Source organism: Tateyamaria sp. ANG-S1 (genome assembly GCF_000814025.1).
Taxonomy (GTDB): domain Bacteria; phylum Pseudomonadota; class Alphaproteobacteria; order Rhodobacterales; family Rhodobacteraceae; genus Tateyamaria.
Map to the genome: position 1 here is coordinate 213,911 of NZ_JWLL01000005.1, position 15,214 is coordinate 229,124.

The window sequence follows — 15,214 nt, forward strand, 5'->3', positions numbered from 1 at the left end:
TATGTTGCGGATCAGAGGCCCAAGTTCTCGGGCGGACGAAGGAGACCATGAAATGGCAAAACCAATGACAAAAACCCAACTCGTCGCCGCGCTGGCTGAGGAAATGGGGACAGACAAGAAATCCGCAGGCGGCGCGCTGGACGCGATCTGCGGCCTGATCACCAAGGAAGTGTCGGGCGGCGGTGCAGTCACTCTGCCCGGCGTTGGCAAGATCTACTGCCGCGAGCGTCCCGAGCGCATGGTGCGCAACCCTGCCACCGGTGAGCAGTTCAAGAAAGAAGCGGACAAGGTCGTGAAAATGACCATCGCCAAAGCGCTGAAGGACAGCGTGAACGGCTAAGCCCAGCTTTCGCAAGGTTTTCTAAGGGTCGCCTGTCTGGCGGCCCTTTTTTTGTTCAGCCCTCGAACACCGTAGCGGCATCGCCCAGGTAGTTGTCCCAGGCAAACCAATAGCTGATATGCCCAGCAACCCGCTCCAACCGGGCGCCATCCGGGCCCAGCAACGCATCCTCGGTCACGCGCCACGCCTCTCCGTTCTGATCCGCGATTTTCCCGCCAGACTGGGTGAAGGTCCTGTCGCCACGCTCATAGGCCCGCACGCTGCGCTTGCCGGTATCTCCGATCAGCAACAGTGGCGTATCAGCGATCCCATCGTTGATGAGCGGCCGCCCCTTGAAGGCCTCCAGCGGCCATCCCCGCGCGGCCCCGAACTCGCGCACGGCAAAGATGTAGTCCTTCTGCGCATGGTCCCGTTGATCCACAACCGCCGGAAACATCAGGTCGGGTGAGGCAAAATAGTCATTGTAGACCACACCCGACCCATAATCGCGCCGGTGCCCGGTGTTCAGGCTCAACACCTTGGTTCCCGGGTTCGACGCTTTCCAACTGTCCCACGTCGTGATGACCACAGGGCGCTGCTGCAGCTCGATCCCGCTATCCACAAGCGGGCCGTTCACCGGCTTGCCCGTCCACTGGTTCCAAAGCGAATGCGTCTCACGGTCGAACATCAGCTTGTTTGAGCGGTAGAGGAACCCGGACGACCCAAACACCAGCGGCTTCGACCGCCCCGGCACATCCGTTTCAAACAGAATGCCCGACCCGCAAAGCGTGCAATAGGCCAACGCCACGGGCACGCCACCTATCACCTCGTTGAACATCTCGTGCCAGCCCATAATCCGCAGAGGGTAAGCCCGCACGTCCCCATTGATCGACACGCCAAAGACCAGATCGTCCCCGCGCAGATAGTCGGCGTCACCCGCCCCGATCAGCTCCGGGTTGTCGAGCGACGGAATGCCGTCCTTGACCACCCCGCCCCAGGCAATCTCCTCCAACCGAATGCGCATCTGATCGGGCTGGATATGCTTGGGCCGCAGGAACAGATCGAAATTATCGTCGATCCGCAGCATGACCTCGCGCTTGTAGGTCGGGAAGTCGGGGTGCGGCTTGATCTGCGGGTTCTGCTCCTGCCACAGCATCCACTGGAACCAGTCGGTGAAGTACTCCTCACCCGTGATCGCCTCCAACACCTGAGCAATCTGCGGCCCGCGCGATCGTGAAAAGCGCAATGCGGTAATCAAAGGGGCGGCCATGTCAGGCTGTCCACGCTCTTCCACCCACTTCAACGCCGCTTCAAACTCGGTCGTGGGCGCAGACAAGGGCGCACGCATCGCGTCCAAAGCGCTGATGCTTTGCGACAAGGCGGCATGGGGCAACAGGGCACCGGATAAAGTCAGGCCACCAAAGGCGCGGCGGGTCAGGGTCATGTCGGTCCTCCATACTTGCCCGACCTATCTGCACCGAAACCTGATCACATACATTGCAAAGGGCCGTGAACAGCGCCTTGCATCTGGGCGGGAATTCCCCGAACGTCCGCCCAAGACGCAAGGGAACGGTCATGGACATCCGCGCACTTCTGATGGGCCTGACCTTTGCCCTGATCTGGTCGTCGGCCTTTACCTCGGCCCGGATCATCGTCACTCATGCTCCACCTCTCGCGGCCTCATCCCTGCGCTTCTTCATTGCCGGGATCATCGGCGTCGCCATCGCGCGGATGATGGGCCAAACCTGGAACCTGACGCGCGACCAATGGCGGGCCACGCTGATCTTTGGCCTCTGCCAGAACGCGATCTACCTCGGCCTCAACTTCTACGCCATGCAAACGGTCGAGGCGTCGCTGGCCTCCATCATCGCGTCGACCATGCCGCTCATGGTCGCCTTTGCGGGCTGGATCGTGTTCCGGGACAAGCTGCCGCCGCTGGGGGTCATCGGGCTCGTGCTGGGGATCACGGGCGTCATCCTGATCATGTCTGCGCGGCTGGATGCCGGGGTGGATATGTTCGGCGTGGCCCTTTGCGTGATCGGGGCCATCGCCCTGACCATCGCCACACTGTCGATGCGCACCATGTCTTCGGGCGGCAATCTGATGATGGTGGTCGGGCTGCAAATGTTCGTGGGCGCAATCGTGCTCGGCATCGCCTCTGCCTTCATCGAAACGATCGAGGTCACACCAACCCCGGCCCTCTTTGCGGCCTTTACCTACACGGTGTTCATCCCCGGCCTAGCCGCCACGTGGATCTGGTTCGCGCTGGTGGCCCGCATCGGCGCGACCAAGGCGGCGACCTTCCACTTCCTCAACCCGTTCTTCGGGGTCGCCATCGCAGCGGCACTCCTGGGCGAACGGCTTGGGCCACAGGACATTCTGGGGGTCGCGATCATCACGGCGGGCATTCTTGCGGTACAAGTGTCACGACAGGTCAAAAGCTGATAAGCAAACTCTTGCGCACCGGACACGCCGCCATATGGTGGGCCAACTGTTTCAGGTTCCGGAGCCCATTTGATGCACCGCCGCACATTCATTCTGTCCTCCGCAGCGCTCGCCATTCCGGGCCTCAGCGCCGCCTACCCGGCCGAGACGTTCACGCCCGCCATCTGGCGCAGCTTGCGTGAAACGGATCAGACAGTCGTGATGAACTTCCGGGCCACGTGGTCGCTGACCTGCCAGATCAAGGCAGACTTGATCGCCGAAGCGCTGGCCGAGAACCCCGCCTATACAAACCTCACCTTTCTGAACGTCGATTGGGACACGTTCGGGCCATCACAAATGACACAACGGCTCAAGGTTGAACGCCGCTCGACCCTGCTGGTGATGAAAAACGGCGAAGAGGTCACGCGGCTCGTGAACGAGCCCCATGCCCGCAAGGTCCGTGCGCTTCTGGACGCTGCCCTTGCCGCCTGAGGCGACAGCCCCGCGGCGCTACGCCTTTCTTCTCATCCCCGGCTATTCCCAACTGGGCTTCGCCTGCGCGCTCGAAGCGCTCAGCCTCGCCAACCGGCACCCTTCGGGCCAGACGTTCTATGCCTGGCGCATCATCGGCGAAACGGGCGACCCGGTCCCGGCCTATAACGGCATCACGACAGCGGTGGATACAGCCCTGCCAGAGCTTGCCCGCGACGAAACGCTCGTCGTGTGCGCGGGCAACCACGCGGCTGAAAACAGCACGTGCCCCATCCTCAACTGGCTCCGCCGCGAAACGCGCAAGGGGATGGATTTCGGCGCGCTGTCCTCGGGCACCTACACCCTCGCCCTTGCCGGTCTGCTGGCGGGCAAGACGGTGACGACCCATTGGGAATACCGGGACGCCCTGATCGAACTGCTGCCCGATGTGACCATCGAAAACAGTCTCTATTCCAAGGACGGGCGCATCTTCACGACGGCGGGCGGGGCGGCTTCGATGGACATGATGCTGGACCGGATCAAGAACGACTACGGCGTCGACCTGGCCACTTGGGTGGCCGACCAGATGGTCTATACCGACCCACGGGCCGCCAGCCACGGTCAGCGCCTGTCGCGCCGGGCACGGCCCGACGTGGCCCACGGCAAATTGGGCCTGGCGCTTCAGATCATGGAAAACAACCTCGAAGATCCGCTGCGCCCGGACGAGATTGCAGAGCTGATCCAACTCAGCACACGGCAATTGGAACGGCTCTTTGCCCGGCATCTGGGCATGTCCCCCAAGCGTCATTACCTGCAACTCCGGCTCGAAAAAGCACGCGGGCTTTTGCGTCAGACCGGTCTAAGCGTGACGGACATCTGCGTCGCCTGCGGCTTTCGCTCCCTCTCGCATTTCTCAAAAAGCTACCGCGGCGCCTTCGGCCTTAGCCCCGGTCAGGAAAAGCGCGGCACCGGATCCATGTGGCCCGTGCAGCCCTGATTGCAGCGCAGGATCGTGCGCGGTATCTACACGCAAAAGGAACGTGTATTTTATGAAATTCCTGTTTGTGCATCAGAATATGCCCGGTCAGTACCGCGAGCTGATCCAGTGGCTGGCCGCCCAAGGCGGTCACGAGATTGTCTTTCTCACCCAACGCAAGAAAGCCCCCCAATTCGCGGGCGTGAAGACGGTTCAGTACAAGACGCACCACACGGCCAAGGAAGATGCCTACGGCCTGTCACGCACATGGGAAAACGCGGCGGGCAATGGCTTTGGCGCGGTGATGGCGTTGCGCGAGCTGGTCGCGGGCGGCTTTCAGCCCGACATCGTAATCGGGCATGTCGGCTGGGGCGAGATGACCTTTTTCCGCGAGGTGCTGCCCGACACGCCCATGATCGGGTTCTTCGAATACTACTACTCTGTTCATGGCGGTCCTGTCGGCTTTGATCCCGAAAGCCCGGTCAGTGAACATGCCCCCTATATCATGCACGGCCACAATGTCGTTCCGCAGATGAACATCAACGTGGTGGACCTGGGCCACAGCCCGACCTACTGGCAGCGCGACAGGTTCCCCAAGCAGTTCCACGACAAGATCTATGTCTGCCACGACGGCATCCGCACCGACACGCTGAAGCCCAACAAGAAGGCACAGGTCAATCTGGGACGCATTGGCCGCCCCCTGACGCGCAAGGACGAGGTCGTAACCTTCATGTCCCGCAACCTCGAAACGACGCGGGGGTATCACCAGTTCATGCGCGCGGTGCCGCATATTCAAAAGGCACGCCCAAGCGCACGTATCCTCGTGATCGGCGGCAACGACGTGTCCTACGGTGGCAAGAACAAGCATCCAGGCGGCCTGCGCGGCCAGATGGAGGCCGAGGTGGGCCACCTGATCGATTGGGATCGACTGCACTTTCTGGGGCAGGTGCCGTATGAAAGCTATCAGGCCATCGTCCAGATCAGCGCGTGCCACCTCTACCTGTCGATGCCCTTCGTGCTGTCGTGGTCCCTGCTTGAAAGCATGTCGATGGGTGCAACCATTGTCGCCAGCGACGTGGCCCCTGTGCGCGAGGCGATCACGCATGGCGAAACGGGCCTGCTGGTCGACTTCTTCAACCCCGAAGCCATCGCCGCACAAGTGGCCGATGTGCTGACCAAACCGCGTGACTACGCACATCTGGGCCCCGCTGCGCGGCAGCATGTGGTCAACACCTACGATTTCGAAACCGTCTGCCTGCCGGAACATATTCGCCAGATCAACGCGCTTGTGCCTGCGGACAAACAGATCGCGATGGGCTGAGCCATGCGCACGGTCATTCTTGGCGCTGGCGGTAAACTCGGGCGGCTTCTGCGACCGCGCTGGTCCGGCTCGGCTGAATGGGCTGGTCGAGAGACCGTGGACATCAACGACACACGCGGCCTGACCAGTTTCCTGTCCGGGGCGAACGCAATCTTCTGCCTGGCCGGTGTCACCCCCGGCAGCGACCGGAACATGGACCTGAACGTCACCCTCGCCCGCCAAACACTGGATGCGGCGCAGGGCGCGCACGTCTTTCTGTTTTCGTCTGCAGCCGTCTATGGCGCCCTGCCCGGCCCCCTGTCGGAAACCGGCCCGACATCAGCGCAAAGCCACTATGCCGCCGCCAAGCTCGACATGGAGCGTATGGCACAAGCCCACCCCAACCCCAGCACGATCCTGCGGCTTGGCAACGTGGCCGGAGCGGACGCCATCCTTGGCGGATGGAAGCCGGGCTTCCGGCTTGATCAATACCCGGACGGACGGACACCCGCGCGCAGCTACATCGGCCCGTCCAAGCTGGCCGAAGTGCTGCAAACGCTGGCACAGGCGCAAAACCTGCCCCCAATTCTGAACACTGCAGCACCACACGCGGTGAGCATGGGCGCCCTGCTGGACGCAGCCGGACTTGTATGGCAGCACCGCCCGGCCACGGAGCAGACAATTGCAAAGGTCAGCCTCGACGCATCCCGGCTGGAGGGTCTTGTATCCTTTGCACCCGCAGACAGTACCGCCATTGGTATCGTGCAAGACTGGAAGAACAAGGAAACGGAATGACCTGGCGCAAACGCATCTTTGACCTGTTCTTTGCCAGTCTACTGGTGATCATCCTCGGGCCCATCATCCTGTACCTCATCTGGATCATCTGGCGAAAACAGGGGCGCCCCCTGTTCTATGTGGCCGAACGGATGAAGTCCCCAACCGAAAGCTTCGGTCTGTGGAAGTTTCGCACGATGACCGTGGTCGACAGCGACCAAGGCGTGTCGGGCGGGCACAAGGAAACACGAATCACGCCGCTGGGGGCCAAGCTGCGGGCCAAACGGCTGGATGAATTCCCGCAACTCTGGAACATCCTCAAGGGCGATCTGTCCTTTGTCGGGCCCCGTCCACCGCTGCGGGAATATGTCGAACGATTTCCCGAAATCTACGGCAAGGTGTTACAATCGCGCCCGGGGGTTACGGGGCTTGCGACAATCCGCTTTCACAAACACGAAGACCGGCTTCTGGCCCGCTGCGATTCAGCCGAAGAAACAGATGCTATTTATTGCCGAATTTGCGTCCCGCGCAAAGCGCGGCTTGACCTGATCTATCAGCGGAATCAGAACACCTGCTATGACTTTGATCTCGTCTTCCAAACCATCGGGAACCTGTTTCGCAAGCGCCGTTCCTAGATCGAAGCCTTACCGAATCGTCCGTTATGTGTAAAAAGCGGCGATGAATGCACAATTTGTAAGCATTTTTTGGCACTTCTCCGCTGTAAATACCTCGAGCCTTTCTGCAACTGCAAAACAGCGGCACGAATTTGATACGGAAGACTGATACCGGTGACTACGCCTGCAAAAAGGTGAGGGACCAAGGGGGCAACATGTTAAACCTGCTCAAGTCGCTGACGCGAACGCAGAAAAGAAATATTTTCGTCGCGATCGACACAGGGCTTATTCCCGCCGCACTTTTGTTTGCGTTCAGCCTGGACATGTCCACACAGACCGCGTGGGACAGCTTCATCGCGTACCTTCCCGTACTGCCCTATCTGCTGGTGGTGTCCGTGGCACTGTCGCTGTGGCTGTGCATCTCGTCATCCACGCTGAACGAATACGATACGGGATCCATCGGCCGCACAGGGGTCTTTGCCGGCCTTTTGGCCATGACGTCGGCCTTGCTGACAACAGCCGCAAACATGCCGCTGCCGCTGTCAACGCAGATCACGTTCGGCATATCATTCTTCGTGTTCTCGATCATGAGTAGGGCAGTCCTTTTGCAGGTCGTACTGGCCATCTACCGCAAAGGCACCGACCGCTGCCGCGTTCTGATCTATGGCGCCGGGACCACGGGCATGCAGCTTGTGTCGGCCCTGCGAAGCCATGAACAGATCGAACCGGTGGCCTTTGTAGACGACAACCAGGCGCTTCAGGGTGTCAGCGTCCTTCGCCTGCCGGTCTACAGCCCCGTCCGGATCGCTGAAATCGTGGCCGAAGGGCGCATTGACCGCGTCCTTCTCGCGATCCCGTCGCAAAGTCACCCGAAACAGATGCAGATCGCCCGCCGCCTGCAAAAGATGGGGCTTGAGGTTCAAACACTGCCCTCCTTCTCGCAACTGATCGGGGAAGAGGCGCTTTTGGACAAACTGACGCCAGTCAACGCGCGCAACTTCCTGGGCCGGGACGAGGTAATCAAACCGCGGCACGGCGGTGGCGAAGCCTATGCAGGGCGTCGCGTGCTGATCTCCGGTGCAGGCGGCTCCATCGGCTCGGAACTCAGCCGTCAGGTGCTTGAGTACCATCCGGAAAAGATCGTTCTTTATGAACTCAGCGAACTGGCCCTGTACCAGATCCATCAGGAATTGGCGCAGCTTGCCGAAGGCAGCAATATCGAGATCGTTCCGCTTCTGGGCTCCGTGACCGACGCGCGCCAAGTGCGCCGCGTGCTTGCCGACCACGAGATCGAAGTCGTGCTGCACGCCGCCGCCTACAAGCACGTGCCGCTGGTCGAATACAATCCACTGGCCGGGCTCGCCAACAACGCGCTTGGCACACAGACCCTTGTTACCGAAGCGGCCGAGGCGGGCGTGGAACGCTTCATGCTGATCTCTTCGGACAAGGCAGTACGCCCCACGAACATGATGGGCGCGTCAAAACGGCTGGCCGAACTGGTGGTGCAGGACATCGCCAATCGCGTCGCCGCACCCAAGGGTCTGAAATTCTCCATCGTCCGGTTCGGCAACGTATTGGGGTCGTCCGGTTCGGTCGTGCCACTGTTTCAGGAACAATTGCGCCGCGGCGGGCCGCTGACTGTCACCCACCGCGAGGTCGAACGCTACTTCATGACGGTGCAAGAGGCCGTCAACCTTGTGCTGCGGGCGGGGTCCATGGCCAAGGGCGGCGAAGTCTTCGTGCTCGACATGGGCAAACCGGTGAAAATCGAACAGCTCGCGCGCCAGGTCATCGAAAGCGCCGGGTTCACCGTCCGCGATGCGCAAAACCCGGATGGCGATATCGAGATCGAGTTCACAGGCCTGCGCCCGGGCGAGAAGATGACCGAGGAACTGACCATCAGCGGTACCCAAGTGGGCACTGGCCACAAAAAGATTTTCTTCACAAACGAAGAGTCCCTGAGCGAGATCGAAGTGGCGTCAGCGATGCGCTCCCTCCGCCACGCGCTGGCCGCCAGCGACGAAGCCGCCGCACGCGCCACAGTCAAGCGTTGGGTCGAAGGGTACAATACGCCCAAAGAAACAGCAGACGGCACCCGCGAAGCCATATCGCCTGTATCTTGAAAGCCGCGCTTTTCCGCTAGTTTGGACCACTTCGGTCAGCAAGATTGTGTAACGCATACGCCCATGTTTAATGGCGCTAATGATTTAAGAATGACCGGACAGTGAACTCATGCCTTTGCGGATAAGATCGCGTGTTTTGGCCGGCCTAGGTGGCCTGTCTGTTGCCCTCAGCCTGACAACGCACTCCGCCACGGCTCAGAACAGCAACAAACCGCCGGTCATCACGTCTGCACCGACACTGAACTTCTACGGGTTGCCGGGGCTGGTCGATACGCCGTCAGCCGAACCGCTGCCCGATGGTCAACTGGCCCTTGGCATTTCCCATTTCGGCGGCCAGACACGGACGACCCTGTCCTTCCAGTTTTCACCGCGGATCACCGCCAGCTTTCGCTATATCGGTATCCAGGATTGGAACTCTGACGGGTTTGAAACCTACCGGGACCGCAGCTTCGACTTCCGCTACCTGCTGCTGAAGGAACGGCAATACCGCCCGGCAGTCAGCATCGGCCTGCAGGACTTTGCGGGCACCGGCATCTACGCAGGCGAATATATCGTCGCGACCAAGAACTTTATCCGGCCCTTCCGCCTTCCTGGCCGGGCCAAGGTCACAGCCGGTCTGGGGTGGGGGCGGCTTGGGTCCTCCGGATCCATCGGGTCGCCGCTTGGCGCCGACCGCCCCGCGTTCGATCCGGGCGGGACCGGCGGCGAACTGGCGACGGACCAGTGGTTTCGTGGCCCCGTCTCTCCCTTCGGCGGGATCGAATGGCAATATAACGACCGGCTTGGCTTCAAGCTTGAGTACTCGCCCGACGCCTACGTCGCCGAAACCTCCCGCGGCGTGTTTGAACGTGACTCCCGTGTCAACTTCGGGGTCGAGTACCAGTGGACTAATGCGATCCGTCTCGGCGCGTATTACCTCTACGGCTCCGAGATCGGCGTAAACGCCCAGATTCAGTTCAACCCCAAGCAGCCCGCCACACCCTTCACGCTTGCCGGTCCCCGGCCCATCATCGTGCGCCCCTCGCGCGAGGCCAATCCGCAATCCTACGACACGGCCTGGGCTGCCTCCCAAAGCTCACCGATGATCATTCGGGATGTGGTCGAACCCGAATTGACCGAGGACGGCATCCGGCTCGAAAGCCTGCATGTCACCGCCAACCGGGCCGAGGCGCGGGTGTCCAGCACACGTTACGCCAACCTCGCCATCGTTGTTGGCCGGACAGCCCGGGCACTGGCGCGGCAATTGCCGCCCTCCGTCGAGGTCTTTGATATCGTTCTGATGAACGAAGGGCTCGCGATGTCCACGACGACCATCGCACGCCGGGACCTCGAAACGCTCGAATTCCGGCCCAACGCGGCCAATGCATTGCTCGCATCATCGGAAATCTCGGACGCGCCGCCACGCCCTGCGGACGGTGCGATCGACGGAACACTGGCCTATCCCCGGTTCAGCTACTCGCTCGGCCCATTCCTGCGGCCCAGCTACTTCGACCCAGACCGGCCCGTGCGGTTCGACGTGGGCGTCGCGGCATCGGCGCAGTACCGCTTTGCACCGGGCTGGCTCGTCAGTGGTGAAGTGCGGCACCGGCTCGCGGGCAATATCGACAGCGGGCGCGAATCCAACTCGGTTCTGCCGCGCGTCCGCACCGATGCGCTGCTCTATGCCCAGGCCGCTGACACGACCATTGAAAACCTGTTCGTGTCGCGCCAGTGGAAAACCGGCAAGAACACATATGCCCGGCTCACCGCAGGCTACCTTGAACAGTTCTTTGGGGGCGTATCGGCCGAATTCCTCTGGAAACCGGCCACCAGCCGCCTCGGCATCGGGGTCGAGGCAAACTACGTCAAACAGCGCGAGTTCGAGCAGCGGTTCGGCTTCCAGGACTACGAAGTCGCAACCGGCCACATCTCGGCCTACTACGACATCGGCAAAGGGTACTATGGCCAGGTCGATGTCGGTCGCTACCTCGCCGGCGACGTGGGCGCGACCTTTACGCTTGAACGCCAGTTTGCAAACGGCTGGCGCGTCGGCGGGTTCTTCACCCTGACCGACGTCAGTTCCGAAGAGTTCGGCGAAGGCTCGTTCGACAAAGGGATCAACATCACGATCCCGACCAGCTGGTTCATCGGACAACCAAGCCGCCAAACAGTCTCGACCACGATCCGCCCCGTGCAACGGGACGGCGGCGCACGGCTCAGCGTGTCGGGGCGCCTCTATGAACAAATCCGCAGCGGTCACATCACCGACCTGAACGGAGACTGGGGAAGGGTCTGGGAATGATGAAACGGCTGACATCCCTGGCACTTTGCGCTGTGCTGCTGGTTGCCGGTTGCTCTGGTGGCACCGACGAACAGAACACGCAGGCCAGCAAGTTCAGAACACTGTTCGACGCCTATCGCGAAAGCCGACAGGCCGAGGCGCAACCCGCCCCGCAATTGACACCGGCCCTGATCGCAAGCCTGACAGTGCCTGCGCTCGAAGTGACCATCGAAAACCGCGACGCATCCGCGTTTCTGGTCCCGTTCTCTGACCGGCGCGATGCAGGCCCCGGCACTCTGCGGACATGGCGCAGCGCCAATGACGTACAGATCACGCTGCGCAGCGGGGTGATCGCGGCAACACGCGGCACCGCATATGACATAGGATCAGTAGACGCTGACACAGCCGTCAAGGCGATCCAACAGCGCACGCCGATCTCGGGCAAGCACACGCTTTACGTCAAGAATGGCAACAACGGCATCGATGAAATCCCGCTGGATTGCGAAATGCGCACGGCTGGGAACGAGGATCTGGTGATTGTCGGCAGGTCCTTCCCCGTCGTTCATTTGCAAGAGAATTGCACGGGCTGGAAAGGCGTGGTCGCATTTGACTACTGGGTGGATCGCCGCGACTCCACCGTGTGGCAAACCCGGCAATGGTCCGGCCCGGAACTGGGTTACGTCCGGACCCGTTTGCTGAAAAAGTGATCAGCTTTCCGCGGTGCAGCAAAAATGTATCGGAAAAGGGAGCAGAACGGCGAAGTCGATTGTATTTTACCCGAAATTACCCTACCTACGAACATAGACGTTATAGGAGTCATATCATGACCAATGCATTCAAACTGATTTCCGCAGCCGCTCTGGTTGCAGCTTCTTCCACAGCAGTTCTGGCGCAGGACGTACCTGTCAACTCGACCGTATCCGGTGGCCAAGGCGCCGAAATTCAGATCGGTCAGGGTGAAGCCGGTGCACTGGCAATCACGCCTGTTGCAGCAGCTGCAGTCTTCGCGATTGGCTTGGCCATCGCGGCTGGTGGTTCGTCGTCCTCGACAACAACCACTGGCCCAAGCAACTGATAACCAGCAGAAACTGCTGCGAAATTCTGAAAGGGTCCGCTTTGGCGGGCCCTTTCTTTTTAAGCGCCCGGCAACCGGATCAAGCAATCCGCAATCGCGTCCCACTTTCATGTAAATGGCTCCAAACCTTGCAATCTTCCGCCACTCGCAGGGCTTTAAACCGGCAAAGACCCTCCTGTCTTGGATGCTGCGGCGCAGCGGCATTGAATATCAGGCACCAGCATCAAATCTAACGGCTCCTCCTCTTTTAGCGGAAAGGCATTTTTCGAATGATTCGCTCTCTCCTTGCTGCAGGTACGCTTGCTGTCGCATCGCTTGCGATGCCAGCCATCGCTCAAGACGCAGCTCAAACACCGCCGCCGGGCCCGGCCGCCAATACTCCGCCGCCGGCAGAGGGCGGTCTGTTCGGCGGAACACTGACGCCAGCTGCAACCGCAGCCATTGTCGGTATCGGCATCGCCGTGATCGCCATCGCGTCAGACAGCAGCGACGGCACAACCACAACCACGACGACCCGGTAACACACATCTGAGTTTTCGAGGGTTTTAAAGGGCTTGCTTCGGCAGGCCCTTTTTCTTTTCGCATAACATGCGGATCGCGCAACATCCAATAGCGTCCCACCGCCACGCGAAAAACGCAGTTGCATGCGGTGTTCTGCTACGCACATCAGGCAAAAACGGCAAAGTGCCTCCTGTCTCAAATGCTGCAGCGCGGCACCATTGCGCAATACCCATGGTCACGAAAGCTAAGGACACCTTGTAACCAACCGGAAAGGTATCCGCAGAATGCTTCGCACCTTCTTTGCTACAACCGCTCTGGCCCTCTCAAGTCTTGCCGTGCCCGCTGCGGCTCAAACCGCGGGGCCTCCTCCCGGACCTGCAACAACCTCCCCCCCTCCCGCAGCTGGCAAAGCGCTGTTCGGTGGTAAACTCACGCCTCCGCCATCGCCATCGGTGATCGGCGCCGGACTTGCTGTTGCAAGTACCACGACCACGACAGGCACGGGGACAACAACGACAACCGGCACATCACCGTAAGACTACCTATCACTCACGGTTCAGTTCTGACTCGATGGCGCGGCGCACAGATCGCGACATCGGGGCAGACTGTGCGCCCCAGGTTTCCACAACCTGGCCGTCCGCGCCCAGCAGCACCTTGTTGAAGTTCCAGCGCGGCACAAACCCAGTCTGATCCTTGATGGACTGGTAAAAGGGATGCGCATCGCTGCCCTTGACCGGCAGGATGTCTGTCATCGGCATGTCCAGCCCAAAGGCGATATCGCAGAACTCCCGCACGTCCTCCGCGCTGTCCAACTCCTGCCGGAAGGTATCAGAGGGCACAGCCAGCACAACCAACCCACGATCGCGGTAGGTGTCGTAAAGCACCTGCAGATCCTCGTATTGCCGCGTGAACGCACATTGCGACGCGGTGTTGACCACCAATACCGGTTGCCCCGCCCAGTCCGACATCTCCAGCGTTCCGCCATCAATCGACGGAAAGCTGACATCGCGCAGACCTGCCTGCGCCATCTGGCCCACAAGCAGTCCAAGCAGAATGAAAAAAGCGCGCACAGCATCCCCCCGTCAGGTTATGTTAAGGAGGTAGGGTGCAACGCCCCTGCGTCACGCCCTTTCATTTCTGCACACCCGCACCACATAATGCCGAAACAGGATGGAACGGCAAACCATGGCAAAATACACCAAGAACCCCGACGTGATCGCGACCCTGTCGCCCGAGGAATTCTATGTCACGCAGGAAAGCGGGACAGAGCGCCCAGGCACCGGCAAGCTCCTCCACAACAAGGAACCGGGGATCTATGTCGACATCGTCTCGGGCGAGCCGCTGTTCGCGTCCTCCGACAAATACGAAAGCGGGTGCGGCTGGCCCTCGTTCACCAAACCCATCGACAATGTCACCGAACACCACGACGCCAGCCACGGCATGATCCGCACCGAAGTGCGCAGCAAATACGGCGACAGCCACCTCGGCCACGTCTTCCCAGACGGCCCACGCGACCGTGGCGGCCTGCGCTATTGTATCAATTCGGCGTCACTGCGCTTCGTCCACCGTGACGACATGGAGGACGAAGGCTATGGTGAGTACCTGAACCAAGTGGAGGATGTAGCATGAGCGATCAACGCGCCGTACTGGCAGGCGGCTGTTTCTGGGGCATGCAGGACCTGATCCGCAAGAAACCGGGGGTCAAGGCAACGCGGGTGGGCTACACCGGCGGTGATGTCCCCAACGCCACCTACCGCAACCATGGCACCCACGCCGAAGGGATCGAGATCATCTACGACCCCTCCGTCATCACCTACCGCGATCTTCTGGAGTTCTTCTTCCAGATCCACGACCCCACCACACTGAACCGTCAGGGCAACGACGTCGGCCTCAGCTACCGCTCGGCCATCTACTACGTGGATGACGCCCAGAAACAGGTGGCAGAGGACACGATCGCGGACGTCGAAGCCTCAGGCATCTGGCCCGGCAAAGTCGTGACCGAGGTTGAACCGGTCGGCGACTTCTGGGAGGCAGAGCCGGAACACCAAGACTACCTCGAACGCTTCCCCAACGGCTACACCTGCCATTTCCCGCGCCCCAACTGGGTCCTTCCAAAACGCGCCGCAGAATAAATCTCGGAACAATCACCAGCGGCCCACGTTCTTTCTCCAAGACAGCAACCGATAGAGAAAGGACGAACACATGCTTGGTTGGGCACTGACCTTCCTGGTGATCGCCCTGATCGCTGGGCTTATGGGCTTTGGCGGGATCGCCGGGGTCTCGGCTGGGATCGCACAGATCCTCTTCGTCATCTTCCTGATCCTCTTCGTGGTGGCTATGCTGGCCCGCGCCATTCAGGGACGCCCCCCGATCTAGG

At 60.8% G+C, this 15,214-nt stretch carries 17 protein-coding genes; 15 read left to right on the forward strand and 2 right to left on the reverse strand.

Annotation, left to right across the window (positions count from 1 at the left end; all coding sequences use genetic code 11):
• Positions 1-52: 52 nt before the first annotated feature.
• Entirely contained in the window at positions 53-340 is a 288-nt protein-coding gene (locus tag RA29_RS08345) for an HU family DNA-binding protein (RefSeq protein WP_039684873.1), read from the forward strand.
• Positions 341-395: 55 nt separating this feature from the next.
• Here RA29_RS08345 and RA29_RS08350 read toward each other — a convergent pair whose 3' ends face one another.
• Positions 396-1,763, reverse strand: a complete 1,368-nt coding sequence (locus RA29_RS08350) for a DUF3179 domain-containing protein (protein WP_039684875.1) — start codon at positions 1,761-1,763, stop codon at positions 396-398.
• A gap of 131 nt (positions 1,764-1,894) precedes the next feature.
• Between RA29_RS08350 and RA29_RS08355 the strand changes: the two genes are divergently transcribed.
• From RA29_RS08355 to RA29_RS08405, 11 genes are all read left to right on the forward strand, one after another.
• Complete coding sequence (locus RA29_RS08355; protein WP_039684877.1) at positions 1,895-2,764, forward strand: DMT family transporter; 870 nt, start codon at positions 1,895-1,897, stop codon at positions 2,762-2,764.
• A gap of 72 nt (positions 2,765-2,836) precedes the next feature.
• On the forward strand, positions 2,837-3,235 hold the full coding sequence (locus RA29_RS08360) for a thioredoxin family protein (RefSeq protein ID WP_039684879.1): 399 nt from the start codon (positions 2,837-2,839) through the stop codon (positions 3,233-3,235).
• Positions 3,189-4,211 carry a GlxA family transcriptional regulator gene (locus RA29_RS08365; protein WP_052249550.1) on the forward strand — a complete coding sequence of 341 codons (1,023 nt, stop codon included), beginning with the start codon at positions 3,189-3,191 and terminating at the stop codon, positions 4,209-4,211. Before RA29_RS08360 ends, RA29_RS08365 begins: the two co-directional genes overlap by 47 nt.
• A gap of 52 nt (positions 4,212-4,263) precedes the next feature.
• Positions 4,264-5,511, forward strand: a complete 1,248-nt coding sequence (locus RA29_RS08370; protein WP_039684881.1) for a glycosyltransferase family 4 protein — start codon at positions 4,264-4,266, stop codon at positions 5,509-5,511.
• A 3-nt stretch (positions 5,512-5,514) separates the two neighbouring features.
• Positions 5,515-6,285 carry an NAD(P)-dependent oxidoreductase gene (locus RA29_RS08375; RefSeq protein ID WP_052249551.1) on the forward strand — a complete coding sequence of 257 codons (771 nt, stop codon included), beginning with the start codon at positions 5,515-5,517 and terminating at the stop codon, positions 6,283-6,285.
• Positions 6,282-6,899 (forward strand): sugar transferase, encoded by a 618-nt coding sequence (locus RA29_RS08380; protein WP_039684883.1) that lies wholly within the window; start codon positions 6,282-6,284, stop codon positions 6,897-6,899. Before RA29_RS08375 ends, RA29_RS08380 begins: the two co-directional genes overlap by 4 nt.
• Positions 6,900-7,093: 194 nt before the next feature.
• Positions 7,094-9,001: a nucleoside-diphosphate sugar epimerase/dehydratase gene (locus tag RA29_RS08385; protein ID WP_039685870.1), complete on the forward strand. Its 1,908-nt coding sequence runs from the start codon at positions 7,094-7,096 to the stop codon at positions 8,999-9,001.
• A gap of 136 nt (positions 9,002-9,137) precedes the next feature.
• Positions 9,138-11,282: a YjbH domain-containing protein gene (locus RA29_RS08390; protein ID WP_052249552.1), complete on the forward strand. Its 2,145-nt coding sequence runs from the start codon at positions 9,138-9,140 to the stop codon at positions 11,280-11,282.
• Positions 11,279-11,968 carry a YjbF family lipoprotein gene (locus tag RA29_RS08395; protein WP_039684885.1) on the forward strand — a complete coding sequence of 230 codons (690 nt, stop codon included), beginning with the start codon at positions 11,279-11,281 and terminating at the stop codon, positions 11,966-11,968. Before RA29_RS08390 ends, RA29_RS08395 begins: the two co-directional genes overlap by 4 nt.
• 116 nt (positions 11,969-12,084) lie before the next feature.
• Entirely contained in the window at positions 12,085-12,336 is a 252-nt protein-coding gene (locus tag RA29_RS08400; RefSeq protein ID WP_039684887.1) for a hypothetical protein, read from the forward strand.
• A gap of 269 nt (positions 12,337-12,605) precedes the next feature.
• Positions 12,606-12,857 carry a hypothetical protein gene (locus RA29_RS08405; RefSeq protein WP_039684889.1) on the forward strand — a complete coding sequence of 84 codons (252 nt, stop codon included), beginning with the start codon at positions 12,606-12,608 and terminating at the stop codon, positions 12,855-12,857.
• Between the two features lie 525 nt (positions 12,858-13,382).
• On the opposite strand, the gene RA29_RS08415 is transcribed toward RA29_RS08405, so the two are convergent.
• Positions 13,383-13,865 carry a glutathione peroxidase gene (locus RA29_RS08415; RefSeq protein ID WP_082029509.1) on the reverse strand — a complete coding sequence of 161 codons (483 nt, stop codon included), beginning with the start codon at positions 13,863-13,865 and terminating at the stop codon, positions 13,383-13,385.
• Between the two features lie 157 nt (positions 13,866-14,022).
• Here RA29_RS08415 and msrB point away from each other — a divergent pair, with 157 nt between their 5' ends.
• The 3 genes from msrB (at position 14,023) to RA29_RS22400 (ending at position 15,213) form a co-directional block, all read left to right on the forward strand.
• Positions 14,023-14,466: a peptide-methionine (R)-S-oxide reductase MsrB gene (gene msrB, locus RA29_RS08420; protein ID WP_039685874.1), complete on the forward strand. Its 444-nt coding sequence runs from the start codon at positions 14,023-14,025 to the stop codon at positions 14,464-14,466.
• Positions 14,463-14,969, forward strand: a complete 507-nt coding sequence (gene msrA, locus RA29_RS08425; protein ID WP_039684896.1) for a peptide-methionine (S)-S-oxide reductase MsrA — start codon at positions 14,463-14,465, stop codon at positions 14,967-14,969. Before msrB ends, msrA begins: the two co-directional genes overlap by 4 nt.
• Positions 14,970-15,039: 70 nt before the next feature.
• Complete coding sequence (locus tag RA29_RS22400) at positions 15,040-15,213, forward strand: DUF1328 domain-containing protein (RefSeq protein ID WP_039684898.1); 174 nt, start codon at positions 15,040-15,042, stop codon at positions 15,211-15,213.
• Position 15,214: the final 1 nt, after the last annotated feature.